Genomic DNA, 14,134 nt, shown 5'->3' on the forward strand with positions numbered 1-14,134 from the left:
AAAAAAACCCCGCCTCTTTAAAGAGGCGGGTTTTTTTGTGTCAGCGAATGGGTCAGCCGATACGCAGCTCGGTAATCATCCGTTGATCATCGACTTCAATGAATACCCGGTCTTGACGAATATCGAGGGTGACGAGGAGGTCGTCAGGTCCGACGGCGATGGATAGGCCTGTCAGCTCAAGCAGGTAGGGTTTGACAGTCTCTACGTAGCGCGAGCCGATGAGGTGGCGGGCGTTGGCAAGTGCGTCTGAGGTCATGGTGTTTCTCCTTGGTATATGCCCGAAAGTGGGCGCACTCATGATTGAGGCCGCGACATCCTCTTGTGCGTTAAATAATTGGCACGTGTGCGACGAGATCGAAAAAAAAGCCCGCATCAGGGTCTGATGCGGGCTTCATATCTATCGAGCCTGGGGGTAGTGGTTCAGCTGATTTTCAAGTGGCTGATCAACCCCGAATCGTCGGTGCTGATGATGATGCGGTCATTTGCAAATTCTTTGCTGCAAACATCGTTAGGCCCGCAAGCCCGGGTCAAGCCCGTCAGCTCCAGGATGTACGTTTTGACGCTTTCAACGTAGCGGGTACCGATCACGTGGCGAGCAGGGCCGAGGATGTCAGTGGTCATGGTGAAGCTCCTTCGAGTGAATGCCCAACATTGAGCGCGGCCAGGATTCATTCCAGAGGCCCCAGGGCTGCGCTATATAGTTAACCCGGCCAGCACCAGGCTATCTGGGCTCGAACATCACATAGATCTTGCGGCATGCCTCCAGCACCTCCCATGTACCCTTGAAGCCTGCCGGAATGACGAAGCGATCGCCGGCACGCAGGGTCTTGGCATCGCCTGCTTCATCGCGCAGCACCGAAACGCCTTGAACGATTTCGCAATATTCATGCTCGGTGTAATTGACCGTCCAGCGGCCCACTGCGCCCTCCCATACACCGGCTGCGAATTGGCCGCACGGGCTGGCGTAGTGGTTGTAGATCAACTGATCGGGGTCACCCGCGAGGATTTTCTCGGCAGCCGGACGATAGCGCTCGGCCTCGGTCATGACTTGGGCGAAGTCTATGATACTGGCGATACTCATGATGGATCCCCTGTGACTGTTTAATAAAATGAACATATGAGGGCTTTAAAGCCGATCATGTCAAATATATTGATAGTTTGATCGGCCTGGTTTAGGGTGCTACCGCCCGTATGCGCTCAGCGCCGGGCCCATATTCAGACAACGTTCGCAAGCCCTCAGTGCGGCGTTGCACCCCTTACAAGAGGAGTTTGGTATGACGACCCTGACGCGTGCAGACTGGGAACAACGTGCACAGCAACTAAAGATCGAAGGCCGCGCTTTCATCAACGGTGAGTACACCGCTGCAAGCTCCGGGGAAACGTTCGACTGCCTCAGCCCAGTCGATGGTCGTTTTCTCGCCAACGTCGCCAGCTGCGACCTGGCTGATGCCAACCGCGCGGTCGAAAACGCCCGTGCCACCTTCGATTCAGGCGTCTGGTCGGGCTTGGCTCCGGCCAAGCGCAAGGCCGTGCTGTTCCGCTTCGCCGACCTGATGCGCGCCAACCTCGAAGAGCTGGCGCTGCTCGAAACCCTCGACATGGGCAAGCCCATTGGTGATTCCTCCGGCATCGACATTCCCGGCTCGGCCAATGCCATCCGCTGGACCGCCGAGGCCATCGACAAGGTTTACGACGAAGTCGCCCCGACCCCGAAAGACCAACTGGGCCTGGTGACCCGCGAGCCGGTGGGCGTCGTTGCCGCCATCGTACCGTGGAACTTCCCGCTGATGATGGCCTGCTGGAAACTCGGCCCGGCCTTGGCCACCGGTAACTCGGTGGTGCTCAAGCCGTCGGAAAAATCCCCGCTGACCGCCATTCGCATCGCGCAACTGGCCGTCGAAGCCGGTATCCCGGCCGGCGTGCTCAACGTGCTGCCAGGCCACGGCCATACCGTGGGCAAGGCGCTGGCCCTGCACATGGATGTCGACACCCTGGTGTTCACCGGCTCCAGCCGCATTGCCAAGCAGTTGATGATCTATGCGGGCGAGTCGAACATGAAGCGCGTGTGGCTGGAAGCCGGCGGCAAGAGCCCGAACATCGTCTTCGCCGACGCCCCTGATCTGGACGCCGCCGCGCAGGCCGCCGCCAGTGCCATCGCCTTCAACCAGGGCGAGGTCTGCACCGCCGGCTCGCGTCTGCTGGTGGAGCGCTCGATTCGTGACCAGTTCCTGCCCAAGGTGCTCGAAGCGCTCAAGGCCTGGAAGCCAGGCAATCCGCTGGACCCGTCCACTACCGTGGGTGCCCTGGTCGATACCCAGCAGATGAACACCGTGCTGTCGTACATCGAAGCCGGCCATCAGGACGGTGCCACGCTGCTCACGGGCGGCAAGCGTATCCTCGAAGAAACCGGCGGTACCTACGTCGAGCCGACCATCTTCGACGGCGTCACCAACGCCATGAAGATCGCTCAGGAAGAGATCTTCGGCCCCGTGCTGTCGGTGATCACCTTCGACACCGCCGAAGAAGCCATCGCCATCGCCAACGACACGCCCTACGGGCTGGCCGCCGGTATCTGGACAGCCGACATCTCCAAGGCACACAAGACCGCCCGCGCCGTGCGCGCCGGTAGCGTGTGGGTGAACCAGTATGATGGTGGCGACATGACCGCGCCGTTTGGTGGTTTCAAGCAATCGGGCAACGGCCGCGACAAGTCGCTGCATGCGCTGGAGAAATACACCGAGCTGAAAGCGACCTGGATCAAGCTGTAACAGCACTGGGCAGGGCGGGGTACGCAAGGCCCTGGCACCGAGCAAGCTGCGCTGAACCAGGCGGGCGCCTCAGCTCGGGCTGTGCCCTCCGGCTGCCCGCCTCTGTCTAGGCGGCCCCGGCGCACTGCCCAGCGACTCGGCTTAGCGCTGCTTTCCCGACACGGCGGGCCTAAGGTTTTCGCCGTGCCTGATCGTCGTCGCAAGACGTTTCATACAGGCGCTGGCCAGCCAGGCAGCGCCAGCAGCCGGGCCGATCTCCTCGGCCCGGCTGTGTCGTTTCTGTGTTTCGAACACCTCACACCAAGGAACCCTCATGCGTTGGGCAACCTATTTCGCCGTGCTCTGTGCAGTGTTGAGCGTCGGGCTGGCACTGGGTGTCAGCATGCCGCTGGTCTCGCTGCGCCTGGAGCAGCAGGGTTATGGCGGCTTTGCCATTGGCGTGATGGCGGCGATGCCGGCCTTGGGCGTGCTGCTGGGTGCAAGCTTTGCCAGCCGTCTGGCCGGCTGGTTGGGCGTTCCGGCGGCGATGCGCGTGTGCCTGTGGGGCGGGGCGCTGTCGATCGGGCTGGTGGCGCTGCTGCCCAGTTACCCGCTGTGGCTGGCCTTGCGCCTGCTGATTGGCATGTCGCTGACCGTGGTCTTCATCCTTGGCGAGAGCTGGATCAACCAGCTGGTGGTCGAGCAATGGCGTGGTCGCCTGGTGGCACTGTACGGCAGCAGTTATGCCCTGAGTCAGTTGGCCGGGCCGTTGCTGCTGGGGGTGTTGGGGTCGGACAACGACTTCGGCTTCTGGGCCGCGACAGGCCTGTTGTTGCTGTCGCCCTTGGTGCTATTGGGCCGGGGAGGGGCGCCGAGCACCGAAGCGTGCAACGTCACCCTGCGTGATCTGGGTGGTTTCTGTCGGCGCTTGCCGGTGATCGCGTGGGCCATCGCACTGTTTGCCGCTTTCGAGGCGATGATTCTGACGCTGCTGCCGGTGTACTGCCTGCAGCAAGGCTTCAGTGCTGAGCTAGCGCTGTTCATGGTCAGTACCGTGGTGCTGGGCGATGCGGTGTTGCAGCTGCCGATCGGCGCGCTGGCCGATCGCGTGTCGCGGCGCACGCTGTTCACTACCTGCGCGGCGATGTTGCTGGGTACCAGCATGGCCATTCCGCTGCTGCTGCACACGCCAGCGATCTGGCCGCTGTGGGTGCTGTTCGGGGCCAGCGCCGGCGGGCTGTTCACCTTGTCGCTGGTGCTGATCGGTGAACGCTACCGGGACGATGCGCTGGTGCGTGCCAACGCCCACGTGGCCCAGCTCTGGGGCATCGGTTGCCTGCTGGGGCCGTTGCTCGCGGGGGCGGGCAGCCAGTGGATCAGCGGGCACGCGCTGCTCTGGATCATGGCGGCGGGGGCGGCGGGGCTGGTGTGGTTGACCCAGCGTCCCGGGGCCTTCGAGCCCGCCAAGGGGTAACCTCGCTCAGGGCACTTGCCAGCCGGTCTGTCCGGCCCAAGGGTAGTCAAACGCAATGCCGTCAGCATCAGGCTGAGCACAGGCCTAGAGCATCCGCTCCAGACCCACCGCCTTGGCCACCCAGGCGTTGACGCGGCGCCACAGGTCGCCGGGCTCGGTGGTGAGGGTGTGCAGCTTGCCGTTGTCTTCGGTGATCCACACCAGCTTGCCGGCCTGCAGTTCAGGCCTGTAGCTCACCGCAGGGGCCATACCCTGCAGCGCCAGCTCACGGGTGTATTCGGCCAGCTTCGGGCTGTCCACCAGCACGCCGACCTCGGTATTCCACAGCACCGAGCGCGGGTCGAAGTTGAACGAGCCGATGAAGGTCTTCTGCCGGTCGAAGACCATGGCCTTGCTGTGCAGGCTCGAATCCGAGCTGCCACTGAAATTCAGGCCGCGGGTCGAGCTGGGATCGCCCGGCTGGCGGCGCAGCTCGAACAGCTGCACGCCGTGTTCGAGCAGCGCGCGGCGATAGGGCGTATAGCCGCCATGGACTGCCGGGACGTCAGTGGCCTCCAGCGAGTTGGTCAGCAGCTTGACGGTCACGCCTTCATCGGCACGACCGGTGAGGTAGAGCAGGCCGGTTTCGCCCGGCACGAAATAGGCGGAGATCAGGATCAGCTCGCGCTGCACATGGTTCAGGTCCGGCAGCAACTGCTGAGTCATCAGCAGGTGGGGATCGGGTTCGCCCTTGGAAAGCACCTTGCTTGGCGCATCCCACAACGCCTGGCTGTGCGCCCAGATCAGTTCGCGGCGCCACTGCGCCAGGCGCGGCGCGCTCTGCCAGGCCATCAGCCGCTCGTACAGGCCTTTGCGCTCGACCCGCGCCTTGGCCAGTGAGGCATCGAGTTGCTGGCGGCTGTACTTGAGGTCACCGAGGTTGGGCTGATGCCAGAGAAAATCATTGATCGGGCGGCTCAGCGCACTGTTCCAGTACTGATCGAAACTGTGGCTGAGCTGCTCGGCCACCGGGCCGATGCCGAGCATGTCGATGTCAGTGAAATTGAGGTTGGGCTCGGCATCGAAATACTCGTCGCCCAGGTTGCGTCCGCCGACGATGGCCAGGCTGTTGTCCACCAGAAACAGCTTGTTGTGCATGCGCCGGTGCTGCAGGGAGAGGTTGAACAGACGCCCGGCCATGCGCGTGACGCCGGTGCCGCGGCCCAGGTGCAGCGGATTGAACAGACGAATTTCGATGTTCGGGTGCGCGGCAAGGGTGCCGATCAAAGTGTCGAGGCCATCACTGGTGGTGTCATCGAGCAGCACGCGTACGCGCACGCCGCGATCGGCGGCACTGAGCAGCTCATGCACCAGCGCACGAGTGCTGAGGCCGTCGTGCACGATGTAGTACTGCAGGTCGATGCTCTTCTGCGCGTTGCGCAACAGCTCGGCGCGGGCATGGAAGGCTTCGGTGCTGTTGGGCAGCAGGCGGAACCCTGAGCGGCCGTCATGGGCGGCGGCCTGTTGCAGCACCGAACGGCCCAGGGCCGACGCTTGCGCGGGCAGGGCCTGGCTGGTCTGGCGCGGCGGGCCGACGCTGGTGCAGCCGGCAAGGCCGAGCAGCAGCGCCAGCACGAAGGGCAGTGCTCGCTGGAATCTCAAGGTCGAAGCGTCCTGTGGGCGGGGGAACCTGCAGGTATGGACCCTGCGAGGCGGGCAACGTTACCCGGGGTTGTCCTCCTCCGCCAGCAGGCGCTGTACGGTTTCACCCACGCGGCGCACTGCCGCCTCGATCTCGACCGACGGACGGCTGGCGTAGTTGATGCGCAGACAATGGCGGTACTTGCCCGCCGCTGAAAAGATACTGCCCACGGCAATCTGCACGCCCTGATCGAGCAGCTTGCGATTGAGCCGCAACGTATCGAAGTGCTCGGGCAGTTCCACCCACAGCATGAAGCCGCCTTGCGGCCGGCTCACGCGCGTGCCGGGCGGGAAGTAGCGCGCCACCCAGTCACTCATCACGTCCCGACCGCGCTGGTACTGGCTGCGCAACCGGCGCAGGTGCGGCTGGTAATGGCCGCCGGCGATGAAGTCGGCAATCGCCAGTTGCGGCTGCGCTGCGGTGGTGCCGGTGCTGATGTACTTCATGTGCAGCACCCGCTCCAGGTAGCGCCCGGGCGCGACCCAGCCGATGCGTAGCCCGGGTGCCAGGGTTTTCGAGAACGAGCTGCAGAGCAGCACGCGGCCATCGTCGTCGAAGGATTTGATCGTGCGTGGACGCGGGTAGGTATAGGCCAGGTCGCCATATACATCGTCTTCGAGGATCGCCACGTCGAAGCGCTGGGCCAGGGTGAGCAGGGCCTTCTTGCGCGCCTCGGGCATGACGTAACCCAACGGATTGTTGCAGCTGGGGGTGACCTGAATGAGCTTGATGGGCCACTGCTCCAAGGCCAGTTCCAGGGCTTCGAGGCTGATGCCAGTGATCGGGTCGGTGGGGATTTCCAGCGCCTTCATCCCCAGGCCCTTGAGGGTCTGCATGGCGCCGTGGAAGCTGGGCGATTCCACTGCCACGATGTCGCCCGGCTCGCACACTGCACGGATGCTGCACGACAGCGCCTCATGGCAGCCGGTGGTCACCACCACATCGCCAGGCTCCAGGTGGCAACCCGAATCGAGGGTGAGGCGGGCGATCTGCTCGCGCAGGCCCAGATTGCCGTGAATGGTGTCGTAGTGCAGGCCCGGCATGTCGAGGCGCCGGCTGAGCTGCGCCAGGCTGCGCAGCAGCGGTTTCAGCGTGGTGGTGTCGACGTCGGGCATGCCGCGGCCCAGTTGAATGACGTCACCGCGTGGGCTGCTGCGCATCAGTTCCAGCACCTGTTCCCATTGCGAGATGTCCACAGGCCGCTGCGCGGGGCGGCTGACCACCGGCAGCGCGGGTTGATGCCGAGCCTCGTTGACGAAATACCCCGATTTGGGCCGTGGTGAGACCATGCCGTTGTCTTCAAGCAAGCGATAGGCCTGCTGTACGGTGCTCAAGCTGACACCATGCTCCACGCTCAGTGCGCGTACCGATGGAAGGCGCTGGCCAGGCCGGTACAGGCCTTGCTCGATGCGGGCGCTGAGCAGGTCAGCGAGGCTGGCGTACAGCGTCATGCAAGACTCCAGGGCATCGGTTGATCAACGACCATTACAGATGCACGGAAAATACAACATTCACGGCCGGAATTGCGCTGTCTGTATGGATTTAATAGCCCGTTGTTGAATCTGTATCCTTCCCTGCTGCGCCCAGCATGCTGTTCACAGGCTTGGAACAGTCAAGGAGCAGCACAGATGAACCGCTTCAGCGAGATGGAATACCCGCAGGACGCCCGTACAGCCAGCGCAGGGCAACAGGGTGTAGACCTGACGGGGCGCTGCACCCGCATGCTGCGCCGCTGGCGCACCCGGCACGCCTTGCTCGGTCTGACGCCGGCCGAGCTGCGCGATGTGGGCCTGAGCGAAGAGCAGGCCCATGCCGAGGCCCGCAAGCCGTTCTGGAAAGGCTGACTACACCAGCTCTTTCAGGCGATGCCAGAGCATGCCGAGCGCCAGCAGTGGGGAACGCAGGTGCTTGCCGCCGGGGAAGGTCAGGTGCGGCACTCGGTTGAACAAATCGAAGCGCCCGCTGGCCTGGCCGCTGATGGCTTCACCGAGCAAGCGCCCGGCCAGGTGCGTGGCATTCAGGCCATGGCCTGAGTAGGCCTGGGCGTAATACACATTGGGCTGGTGGGGCAAACGACCGATCTGCGGCAGGCGATTGGCACCGATGCCGATCATGCCGCCCCATTGGTAGTCGATGCGCACATCGGCCAGCTGTGGGAACACCTTGAGCATCTTGGGCCGCATGTAGGCGGCGATGTCCTGCGGATCGCGCCCGGAGTAATGGCACGCGCCGCCGAACAGCAGGCGATGGTCGGCAGACAACCTGTAGTAGTCCACGGCCACTCGCTGGTCGCACACCGCCATGTTCTGCGGCAGCAACTGGCGAGCACGCTCGGCGCCCAGGGGCTCGGTGGCGATGATGTAGCTGCCGGCCGGAAGCACCTTGCCGCCCAGCTCGGGGTTCAGGCCATTGAGGTAGGCGTTGCAGCACAGCACGAGGGTCTTGGCGCGGACCTGGCCCTGGGCGGTGTGCACGGTGACCTGCGGGCCGTAATCAATACGGGTGACAGGGGAATGTTCGTGCAGGTTGACACCCAGTTTCGCGGCCACAGCGGCCTCACCGATGGCCAGGTTCAGCGGGTGCAGGTGGCCCGAGCCCATGTCGATCAGGCCGCCGGCATAACGGTCGCTGCCCACCACCTGGTGGATGTCGGCCTTGGGTACCAGGCGCAGTTCATGGGCGTAGCCCAGGCCGCGCAGCGCCTCGGCGTCTTCGGCCAGCCCCGCGAGCTCGCCGGGTTTGTTGGCCAGGTCGCAGTAGCCCCAGGTCAGGTCGCAGGCGATGGCATGACGTTCGACCCGCTGACGCACGATCTCCACCGCTTCCAGGCCCATCAACTTCAGGCTGCGCACGCCGTCATCGCCAAGCGTCTTGCGAAACTGATCCAGCCCATGGCCTACACCCCGAATCAACTGCCCGCCATTGCGTCCACTCGCGCCCCAGCCGATGCGCTGACCCTCCAGCACGATCACCGACAGGCCGCGCTCGGCCAGTTCGATGGCGGTGTTCAGGCCCGAGAAGCCGCCGCCGACGATGCACACATCGGCGCTGTGCGCACCGGCCAGTGCAGGATAGTCGGGCTGGGCCACGCGGCTGGCGGCGTAGTAGGAGGCGGCATGGGGCATGTGCGGGTCCTTGGCGGAAAGGCGAGGGGCGAGGATAAGCGGTGCTTTTGAACGTCGGCAACCTGCGGCGCGGGTCATTGGGTTGGCCTCGACGGTTGGCGTACACTGCCGGCCACATTGTCCCGCTAGTGTCTACGCATGTCTGACAACCGCCACAAGATCCACTTCCTGCGCGAGCTGATTCCCACCTTTGCCTGCGAACCCGGCTGCCATGACTGCTGCGGGCCGGTGACCACATCGAGTGAGGAAATGGCCTGCCTGCCGCGCAAGACCGCGGCTGAGCAGGCGGCGGCCATGGAGCGTCTGGACTGTGTCCACCTGGGCCCGGAGGGCTGCACGGTGTACCAGGAGCGGCCGATGATCTGCCGCCTGTTCGGCACCACCCCGCGGATGGCCTGCCCTCGGGGCCGGGGGCCTGCGGTGATGATCGAACCTGAAGCCGAACAACTGGTGCACCGCTTCATTGCCAGCACGCGCCAGGTGCTGGTCTGAGGCTCAGTCCGGGATCGGCAGGCACAGGCTCTCCTTGACTTCTTCCATCACGATGTAGCTTTTCGACTCCCTGACATGAGGCAGTTTCAGGAGGATGTCGCCAAGCAGCTTGCGGTACGAGGCCATCTCGGAAATGCGCGCCTTGACCAGGTAATCGAAGTCGCCGGAGACCAGATGGCACTCCAGCACGTGGGGCAGTTTCAACACGGCGCGTCGGAATTCTTCAAACGTGTCGCCGGACTTGTAGTCCAGGCCGATCTCGACGAACACCAGCAGGCTGCCCTTGAGGTGCTGCGGGTTGAGCCGGGCGTTGTAGCCCATGATGATCCCTTCGCGCTCCAGCCGGCGCACCCGCTCGGTGCAGGGCGTGGTGGAGAGGCCGACCTTTTCCCCCAGCTCGGTGAACGAGATGCGTCCGTCGCTCTGCAGGATGCGCAGGATGTTACGGTCGATCTTGTCCAGTTCCCGCTTGGTTTGATGCTGGGTTCTCATAGGGGATGCCCCTCCGTGAAAGGCCAATGTGCCGAGAATTGTCGCCAAATATAGGCTTTTATATAGTGGAATGCACTGGTTGGTAATTTTTATACTGCCGCCATTCGAACCACCTCATCAAACGCCCGCGGTCAACCGCGCGAAGGGAGCGACAATGCGAGTTCTGGTACTGGGTGGCGGTGTGATCGGCACCGTCAGCGCTTACTACCTGGCCCGGCAAGGTTTTCAAGTGACCGTGATCGACCGCCAGCCTGCGGTGGCCATGGAAACCAGCTTTGCCAACGCCGGCCAGATCTCGCCCGGCTACGCCTCCCCCTGGGCTGCACCAGGTGTGCCGCTCAAGGCCATCAAGTGGCTGCTCGAGCGTCATGCCCCGCTGGCCATCAAGCTCACTGGCGATGTCGACCAGTACCTGTGGATGGCGCAGATGCTGCGCAATTGCACGGCCAATCGTTATGCGATCAACAAAGAGCGCATGGTGCGCCTGTCCGAGTACAGCCGTGACTGCCTCGACGAATTGCGGGCCGAAACCGGCATCGCCTACGAGAGCCGCACCCTCGGCACCACACAAGTGTTCCGCACCCAGGCCCAGGTCGACAACGCGGCCAAGGACATCGCCGTGCTGGAGCAGTCTGGCGTGCCGTATGAACTGCTCGACCGTGATGGCATCGCCCAGGTCGAACCGGCCCTGGCCGGCGTCAAGGACATCCTTGCCGGCGCCTTGCGCCTGCCCAACGACCAGACCGGGGACTGTCAGCTGTTCACCACCCGTCTTGCCGAAATGGCCAAGGCGCTGGGCGTCGAATTCCGTTTCGGCCAGAACATTCAGCAACTGCAAGCCAGCGGCGATCGCATCGACGGCGTGCTGATCGACGACAAGCTGGAAACGGCGGATCGCTACGTGCTGGCGCTCGGCAGCTATTCCCCGCAACTGCTCAAGCCGCTGGGTATCAAGGCCCCGGTGTACCCGCTCAAAGGCTACTCGTTGACCGTGCCGATCACCGATGCCGCCATGGCGCCGACCTCGACCATTCTCGATGAAACCTACAAGGTCGCCATTACCCGCTTCGACAACCGCATTCGTGTAGGCGGCATGGCGGAAATCGCCGGGTTCGACCTGAGCCTCAACCCGCGCCGGCGAGAAACGCTGGAGATGATCGTCAACGATCTCTATCCTCGCGGCGGCGATCTGAGCCAGGCCGAGTTCTGGACCGGGCTGCGCCCGACCACCCCCGATGGCACGCCTATCGTCGGTGCGACCCGGCTGCGCAACCTGTTCCTCAATACCGGCCACGGCACCTTGGGTTGGACCATGGCCTGCGGCTCCGGGCGTTTGCTGGCTGACCTGATCGCCCGCAAGACGCCACAGATCAGCGCGGCGGGGCTGGACATTTCGCGCTATGGCCAAGGCCAGGGCGCCGTTCGCCAGGGCCACGGCGCGCCAGCCCACTCGTAATGCCGTAAGCCGGGGCGGTGCGCCGTCCCGCGAGGCCCAGGCCAGGCTTGGGCGCTCATTTCCATCCGACCTGCCAAAAGGCTGCAGACATGCGTCCCGCCCGTGCCGTAATCGACCTCCAGGCCCTGCGCCATAACTACCGCCTCGCTCGCGAGCTGTCCGGTGCGAAAGCGCTGGCGGTGATCAAGGCCGATGCCTACGGCCACGGCGCCGTGCGCTGTGCGTTGGCCCTGGAAGCCGAAGCCGATGGGTTTGCCGTGGCCTGTATCGAGGAGGCGCTGGAGCTGCGCGCGGCAGGGATCAAAGCACCGGTGCTGCTGCTCGAAGGATTTTTCGAGGCCAGCGAACTGGCGCTGATCGCCGAGCATGACCTGTGGTGCGTGGTGCATTCGCTGTGGCAGTTGCAGGCCATCGAACAGACGCCGGTGCACAAGCCTTTGAAGGTCTGGCTCAAGCTCGACACCGGCATGCACCGCGCCGGCCTGTCGCCCGCCGAGTATGCGGACGGTTATCAGCGCCTGCTGGCCAGCGGCAAGGTGGCGCGGATCGTGTTGATGAGCCACTTTGCCCGCGCTGATGAACTCGAGGTCGCCACCACTGGACAGCAACTGGCCGTGTTTCAGGCTGCTCGCGAGGGGCTGGCGGCGGAGTGCAGCTTGAGCAACTCGCCGGCGGTGCTGGGCTGGCCCGATGTGAAGAGCGATTGGGCACGCCCAGGCATCATGCTGTATGGCGCCACACCTTTCGAGGTGCCGCAGGCTGAGGCGGCACGGCTGCAGCCGGTGATGACCCTGCAATCGCGGCTGATCAGCGTGCGTGAGTTGGGCGTTGGCGAGCCGGTCGGTTACGGCGGCCACTACACCACCCCACACGCTTCGCGGGTGGGCGTGGTGGCCATGGGGTATGCCGATGGCTACCCGCGTCAGGCTCCCACGGGGACTCCGGTGATCGTCAACGGGCAGCGCACGCAGATCATCGGACGGGTGTCGATGGACATGCTGTGCGTCGACCTCACCCCGGTTCCCGAGGCGGTGGTAGGCAGCCCGGTCGAGCTGTGGGGCAAGCACGTGCTGGCCAGCGATGTTGCGACCCAGGCGGGTACGATTCCCTATCAGATCTTCTGCAACCTGAAACGCGTACCGCGCGAATACGTCGGCGAGTAGGGCTGCCAGCGGGGCTGCCGAGTGTTGTAAATTCTGAACGCGATTGCCATCATATCGTTCACATTTGCCGCTACTCGACCCTTTCCAGGAGGCTCAGCTTTGGACGTTGGCGAACGACTGCAAGCCATACGCAAGCTCCAGGGCCTCTCTCAGCGGGAACTGGCCAAGCGCGCTGGGGTGACCAACAGCACCATCTCGATGATCGAGAAGAACAGCGTCAGCCCGTCGATCAGTTCCTTGCGCAAGGTGCTCAGCGGCATTCCGATGTCCATGGTCGAGTTCTTCTCCGTCGAGCTCGAGCCCGAGAGCACCGCACAGATCGTCTACAAAGCCGACGAGCTGATCGACATCTCCGACGGCGCGGTGACCATGAAACTGGTCGGCAAATCCCACCCCAATCGCGCCATTGCCTTTCTCAACGAGGTGTATCCACCCGGGGCTGACACTGGCGTGGAAATGCTCACCCATGATGGCGAAGAGACCGGCATTCTGCTCGAAGGGCGGCTTGAGCTGGTGGTCGGCCACGAGACCTTCATCCTCGAAGCCGGGGACAGCTACTACTTCGAGAGCACCCGCCCGCACCGTTTTCGCAATCCCTTCACTGAGCCCGCGCGGCTGATCAGCGCCGCGACCCCCTCGAACTTTTGATCTGGCGCAGCCTATTGGCTCGCCAATGTCCCTTTGCCCTGTAGGGTCGTTCCGAGGGGCAAGGCTTCTCGTTATACTCTCGCCGCCCGCGTAAACCGTGGCCGTGGGCAAGATCAGCCACCATGAGGGTGTATGCGTGAACCAGATCAAGAAAAGGCTGGCCCTACCAGCCATCATGTTCGCCCTGTGGGCGCTCAACGCCCAGGCAGCGACCAGCGATGACCTCGCCAAGCGCCTGGCGCCGGTGGGGCAAGTGTGTGTGCAGGGCCAGGAATGCAAGGGCATGGACGTCGCCGTTGCGGCCGGCGCGGGGGCGGGCGGTGCGAAGAACATCGATGACGTCATCACCAAGCATTGCAACGCGTGCCACGGTGTCGGCCTGCTGGGCGCGCCGAAGATCGGCGATACCGCTGCCTGGAAAGAGCGCGCTGACCACCAGGGCGGGCTCGACGGCATCCTGGCCAAGGCCATCACCGGTATCAATGCCATGCCGCCCAAGGGCACATGCGTGGATTGTTCGGATGATGATCTGAAAAAGGCGATCCAGAAGATGTCAGGGTTGTGAGCGCAGGATTGCGATTCGGCGCTGAGCGGAATGCGTGGCCGCGATGGCAACGCGGTTTGGTGGGAGCGACTTCAGTCGCGATGGGCGGCGAAGCCGGCCTGACCCAGGCTCCGCGTGCTACACGTGAATAACGGTTGCAGCCTTGGGCCGGCTGCGCCGGCCATCGCGACTAAAGTCGCTCCTACAGTGGATTGAGCTGTGGGGCGGCCGGTCCGGCACTCCGGTCAGCCGCGATGGGCCGCGCATCGGCCCCTGTGTCCCGGCGCATTGGCAGGCCGTCTGGCCCCTCCC

15 protein-coding genes are annotated in these 14,134 nt (G+C 64.0%); 8 read left to right on the plus strand and 7 right to left on the minus strand.

The annotated features are described in order from the left end of the window. Positions 1-52 precede the first annotated feature (52 nt). The 3 genes from RT028_RS09325 to RT028_RS09335 all read right to left on the minus strand — a co-directional run bounded on the left by RT028_RS09325 (position 53) and on the right by RT028_RS09335 (position 1,081). Positions 53-256: a hypothetical protein gene (locus tag RT028_RS09325; protein WP_312934429.1), complete on the minus strand. Its 204-nt coding sequence runs from the start codon at positions 254-256 to the stop codon at positions 53-55. A gap of 164 nt (positions 257-420) precedes the next feature. Next, on the minus strand, positions 421-621 hold the full coding sequence (locus RT028_RS09330; protein WP_312934430.1) for a hypothetical protein: 201 nt from the start codon (positions 619-621) through the stop codon (positions 421-423). A gap of 100 nt (positions 622-721) precedes the next feature. Continuing rightward, entirely contained in the window at positions 722-1,081 is a 360-nt protein-coding gene (locus tag RT028_RS09335; RefSeq protein WP_312934431.1) for a cupin domain-containing protein, read from the minus strand. A 193-nt stretch (positions 1,082-1,274) separates the two neighbouring features. On the opposite strand from RT028_RS09335, the gene RT028_RS09340 reads away from it, so the two are divergent. Both RT028_RS09340 and RT028_RS09345 read left to right on the plus strand, forming a co-directional pair. Beyond that, complete coding sequence (locus RT028_RS09340) at positions 1,275-2,768, plus strand: aldehyde dehydrogenase (RefSeq protein WP_312934432.1); 1,494 nt, start codon at positions 1,275-1,277, stop codon at positions 2,766-2,768. A 313-nt stretch (positions 2,769-3,081) separates the two neighbouring features. Continuing rightward, positions 3,082-4,221, plus strand: coding sequence for an MFS transporter (locus tag RT028_RS09345; protein WP_312934433.1), 1,140 nt, complete (start codon positions 3,082-3,084; stop codon positions 4,219-4,221). A gap of 84 nt (positions 4,222-4,305) precedes the next feature. Here the strand turns inward: RT028_RS09345 and RT028_RS09350 are convergent, their stop codons facing one another. Both RT028_RS09350 and RT028_RS09355 read right to left on the minus strand, forming a co-directional pair. Continuing rightward, on the minus strand, positions 4,306-5,862 hold the full coding sequence (locus RT028_RS09350; protein ID WP_312934434.1) for a phospholipase D family protein: 1,557 nt from the start codon (positions 5,860-5,862) through the stop codon (positions 4,306-4,308). A 60-nt stretch (positions 5,863-5,922) separates the two neighbouring features. Then, positions 5,923-7,353, minus strand: coding sequence for a PLP-dependent aminotransferase family protein (locus tag RT028_RS09355; protein ID WP_312934435.1), 1,431 nt, complete (start codon positions 7,351-7,353; stop codon positions 5,923-5,925). 177 nt (positions 7,354-7,530) lie between these two features. Between RT028_RS09355 and RT028_RS09360 the strand changes: the two genes are divergently transcribed. Next, a complete protein-coding gene (locus RT028_RS09360) occupies positions 7,531-7,746 on the plus strand; it encodes a DUF1127 domain-containing protein (protein ID WP_312934436.1) in 216 nt (71 codons plus the stop codon). Here RT028_RS09360 and RT028_RS09365 read toward each other — a convergent pair whose 3' ends face one another. After that, positions 7,747-9,027: an FAD-binding oxidoreductase gene (locus RT028_RS09365; RefSeq protein ID WP_312934437.1), complete on the minus strand. Its 1,281-nt coding sequence runs from the start codon at positions 9,025-9,027 to the stop codon at positions 7,747-7,749. Between the two features lie 138 nt (positions 9,028-9,165). Between RT028_RS09365 and RT028_RS09370 the strand changes: the two genes are divergently transcribed. Next, positions 9,166-9,519, plus strand: a complete 354-nt coding sequence (locus RT028_RS09370; RefSeq protein ID WP_312934438.1) for a YkgJ family cysteine cluster protein — start codon at positions 9,166-9,168, stop codon at positions 9,517-9,519. Positions 9,520-9,522: 3 nt separating this feature from the next. Here the strand turns inward: RT028_RS09370 and RT028_RS09375 are convergent, their stop codons facing one another. After that, positions 9,523-10,011, minus strand: coding sequence for an Lrp/AsnC ligand binding domain-containing protein (locus RT028_RS09375; RefSeq protein WP_312934439.1), 489 nt, complete (start codon positions 10,009-10,011; stop codon positions 9,523-9,525). A 154-nt stretch (positions 10,012-10,165) separates the two neighbouring features. Here RT028_RS09375 and dadA point away from each other — a divergent pair, with 154 nt between their 5' ends. From dadA to RT028_RS09395, 4 genes are all read left to right on the plus strand, one after another. Then, the gene (gene dadA, locus RT028_RS09380) at positions 10,166-11,467 is read left to right on the plus strand and encodes a D-amino acid dehydrogenase (protein ID WP_312934440.1); all 1,302 of its coding nucleotides are present in this window, start codon (positions 10,166-10,168) and stop codon (positions 11,465-11,467) included. Positions 11,468-11,556: 89 nt separating this feature from the next. Further along, positions 11,557-12,630, plus strand: coding sequence for an alanine racemase (alr, locus tag RT028_RS09385; RefSeq protein WP_312934441.1), 1,074 nt, complete (start codon positions 11,557-11,559; stop codon positions 12,628-12,630). A gap of 99 nt (positions 12,631-12,729) precedes the next feature. After that, positions 12,730-13,278: a cupin domain-containing protein gene (locus tag RT028_RS09390; RefSeq protein WP_312934442.1), complete on the plus strand. Its 549-nt coding sequence runs from the start codon at positions 12,730-12,732 to the stop codon at positions 13,276-13,278. Positions 13,279-13,414: 136 nt separating this feature from the next. After that, complete coding sequence (locus tag RT028_RS09395; RefSeq protein WP_312934443.1) at positions 13,415-13,843, plus strand: c-type cytochrome; 429 nt, start codon at positions 13,415-13,417, stop codon at positions 13,841-13,843. The last annotated feature ends 291 nt before the right edge of the window (positions 13,844-14,134 follow it).

It is taken from the genome of Pseudomonas sp., from assembly GCF_032058845.1.
Lineage (GTDB): Bacteria > Pseudomonadota > Gammaproteobacteria > Pseudomonadales > Pseudomonadaceae > Aquipseudomonas.

What these genes read in the sequence shown, in the direction of transcription:
- alr (WP_312934441.1), top strand. Translation starts at nt 11,557, where the DNA reads ATGCGTCCCGCCCGTGCCGTAATCGACCTCCAGGCCCTGCGCCATAAC.
- RT028_RS09330 (WP_312934430.1), bottom strand. Translation starts at nt 621, where the DNA reads ATGACCACTGACATCCTCGGCCCTGCTCGCCACGTGATCGGTACCCGC.
- RT028_RS09370 (WP_312934438.1), top strand. Translation starts at nt 9,166, where the DNA reads ATGTCTGACAACCGCCACAAGATCCACTTCCTGCGCGAGCTGATTCCC.
- RT028_RS09365 (WP_312934437.1), bottom strand. Translation starts at nt 9,027, where the DNA reads ATGCCCCATGCCGCCTCCTACTACGCCGCCAGCCGCGTGGCCCAGCCC.
- RT028_RS09325 (WP_312934429.1), bottom strand. Translation starts at nt 256, where the DNA reads ATGACCTCAGACGCACTTGCCAACGCCCGCCACCTCATCGGCTCGCGC.
- dadA (WP_312934440.1), top strand. Translation starts at nt 10,166, where the DNA reads ATGCGAGTTCTGGTACTGGGTGGCGGTGTGATCGGCACCGTCAGCGCT.
- RT028_RS09375 (WP_312934439.1), bottom strand. Translation starts at nt 10,011, where the DNA reads ATGAGAACCCAGCATCAAACCAAGCGGGAACTGGACAAGATCGACCGT.
- RT028_RS09340 (WP_312934432.1), top strand. Translation starts at nt 1,275, where the DNA reads ATGACGACCCTGACGCGTGCAGACTGGGAACAACGTGCACAGCAACTA.
- RT028_RS09345 (WP_312934433.1), top strand. Translation starts at nt 3,082, where the DNA reads ATGCGTTGGGCAACCTATTTCGCCGTGCTCTGTGCAGTGTTGAGCGTC.
- RT028_RS09355 (WP_312934435.1), bottom strand. Translation starts at nt 7,353, where the DNA reads ATGACGCTGTACGCCAGCCTCGCTGACCTGCTCAGCGCCCGCATCGAG.
- RT028_RS09360 (WP_312934436.1), top strand. Translation starts at nt 7,531, where the DNA reads ATGAACCGCTTCAGCGAGATGGAATACCCGCAGGACGCCCGTACAGCC.
- RT028_RS09335 (WP_312934431.1), bottom strand. Translation starts at nt 1,081, where the DNA reads ATGAGTATCGCCAGTATCATAGACTTCGCCCAAGTCATGACCGAGGCC.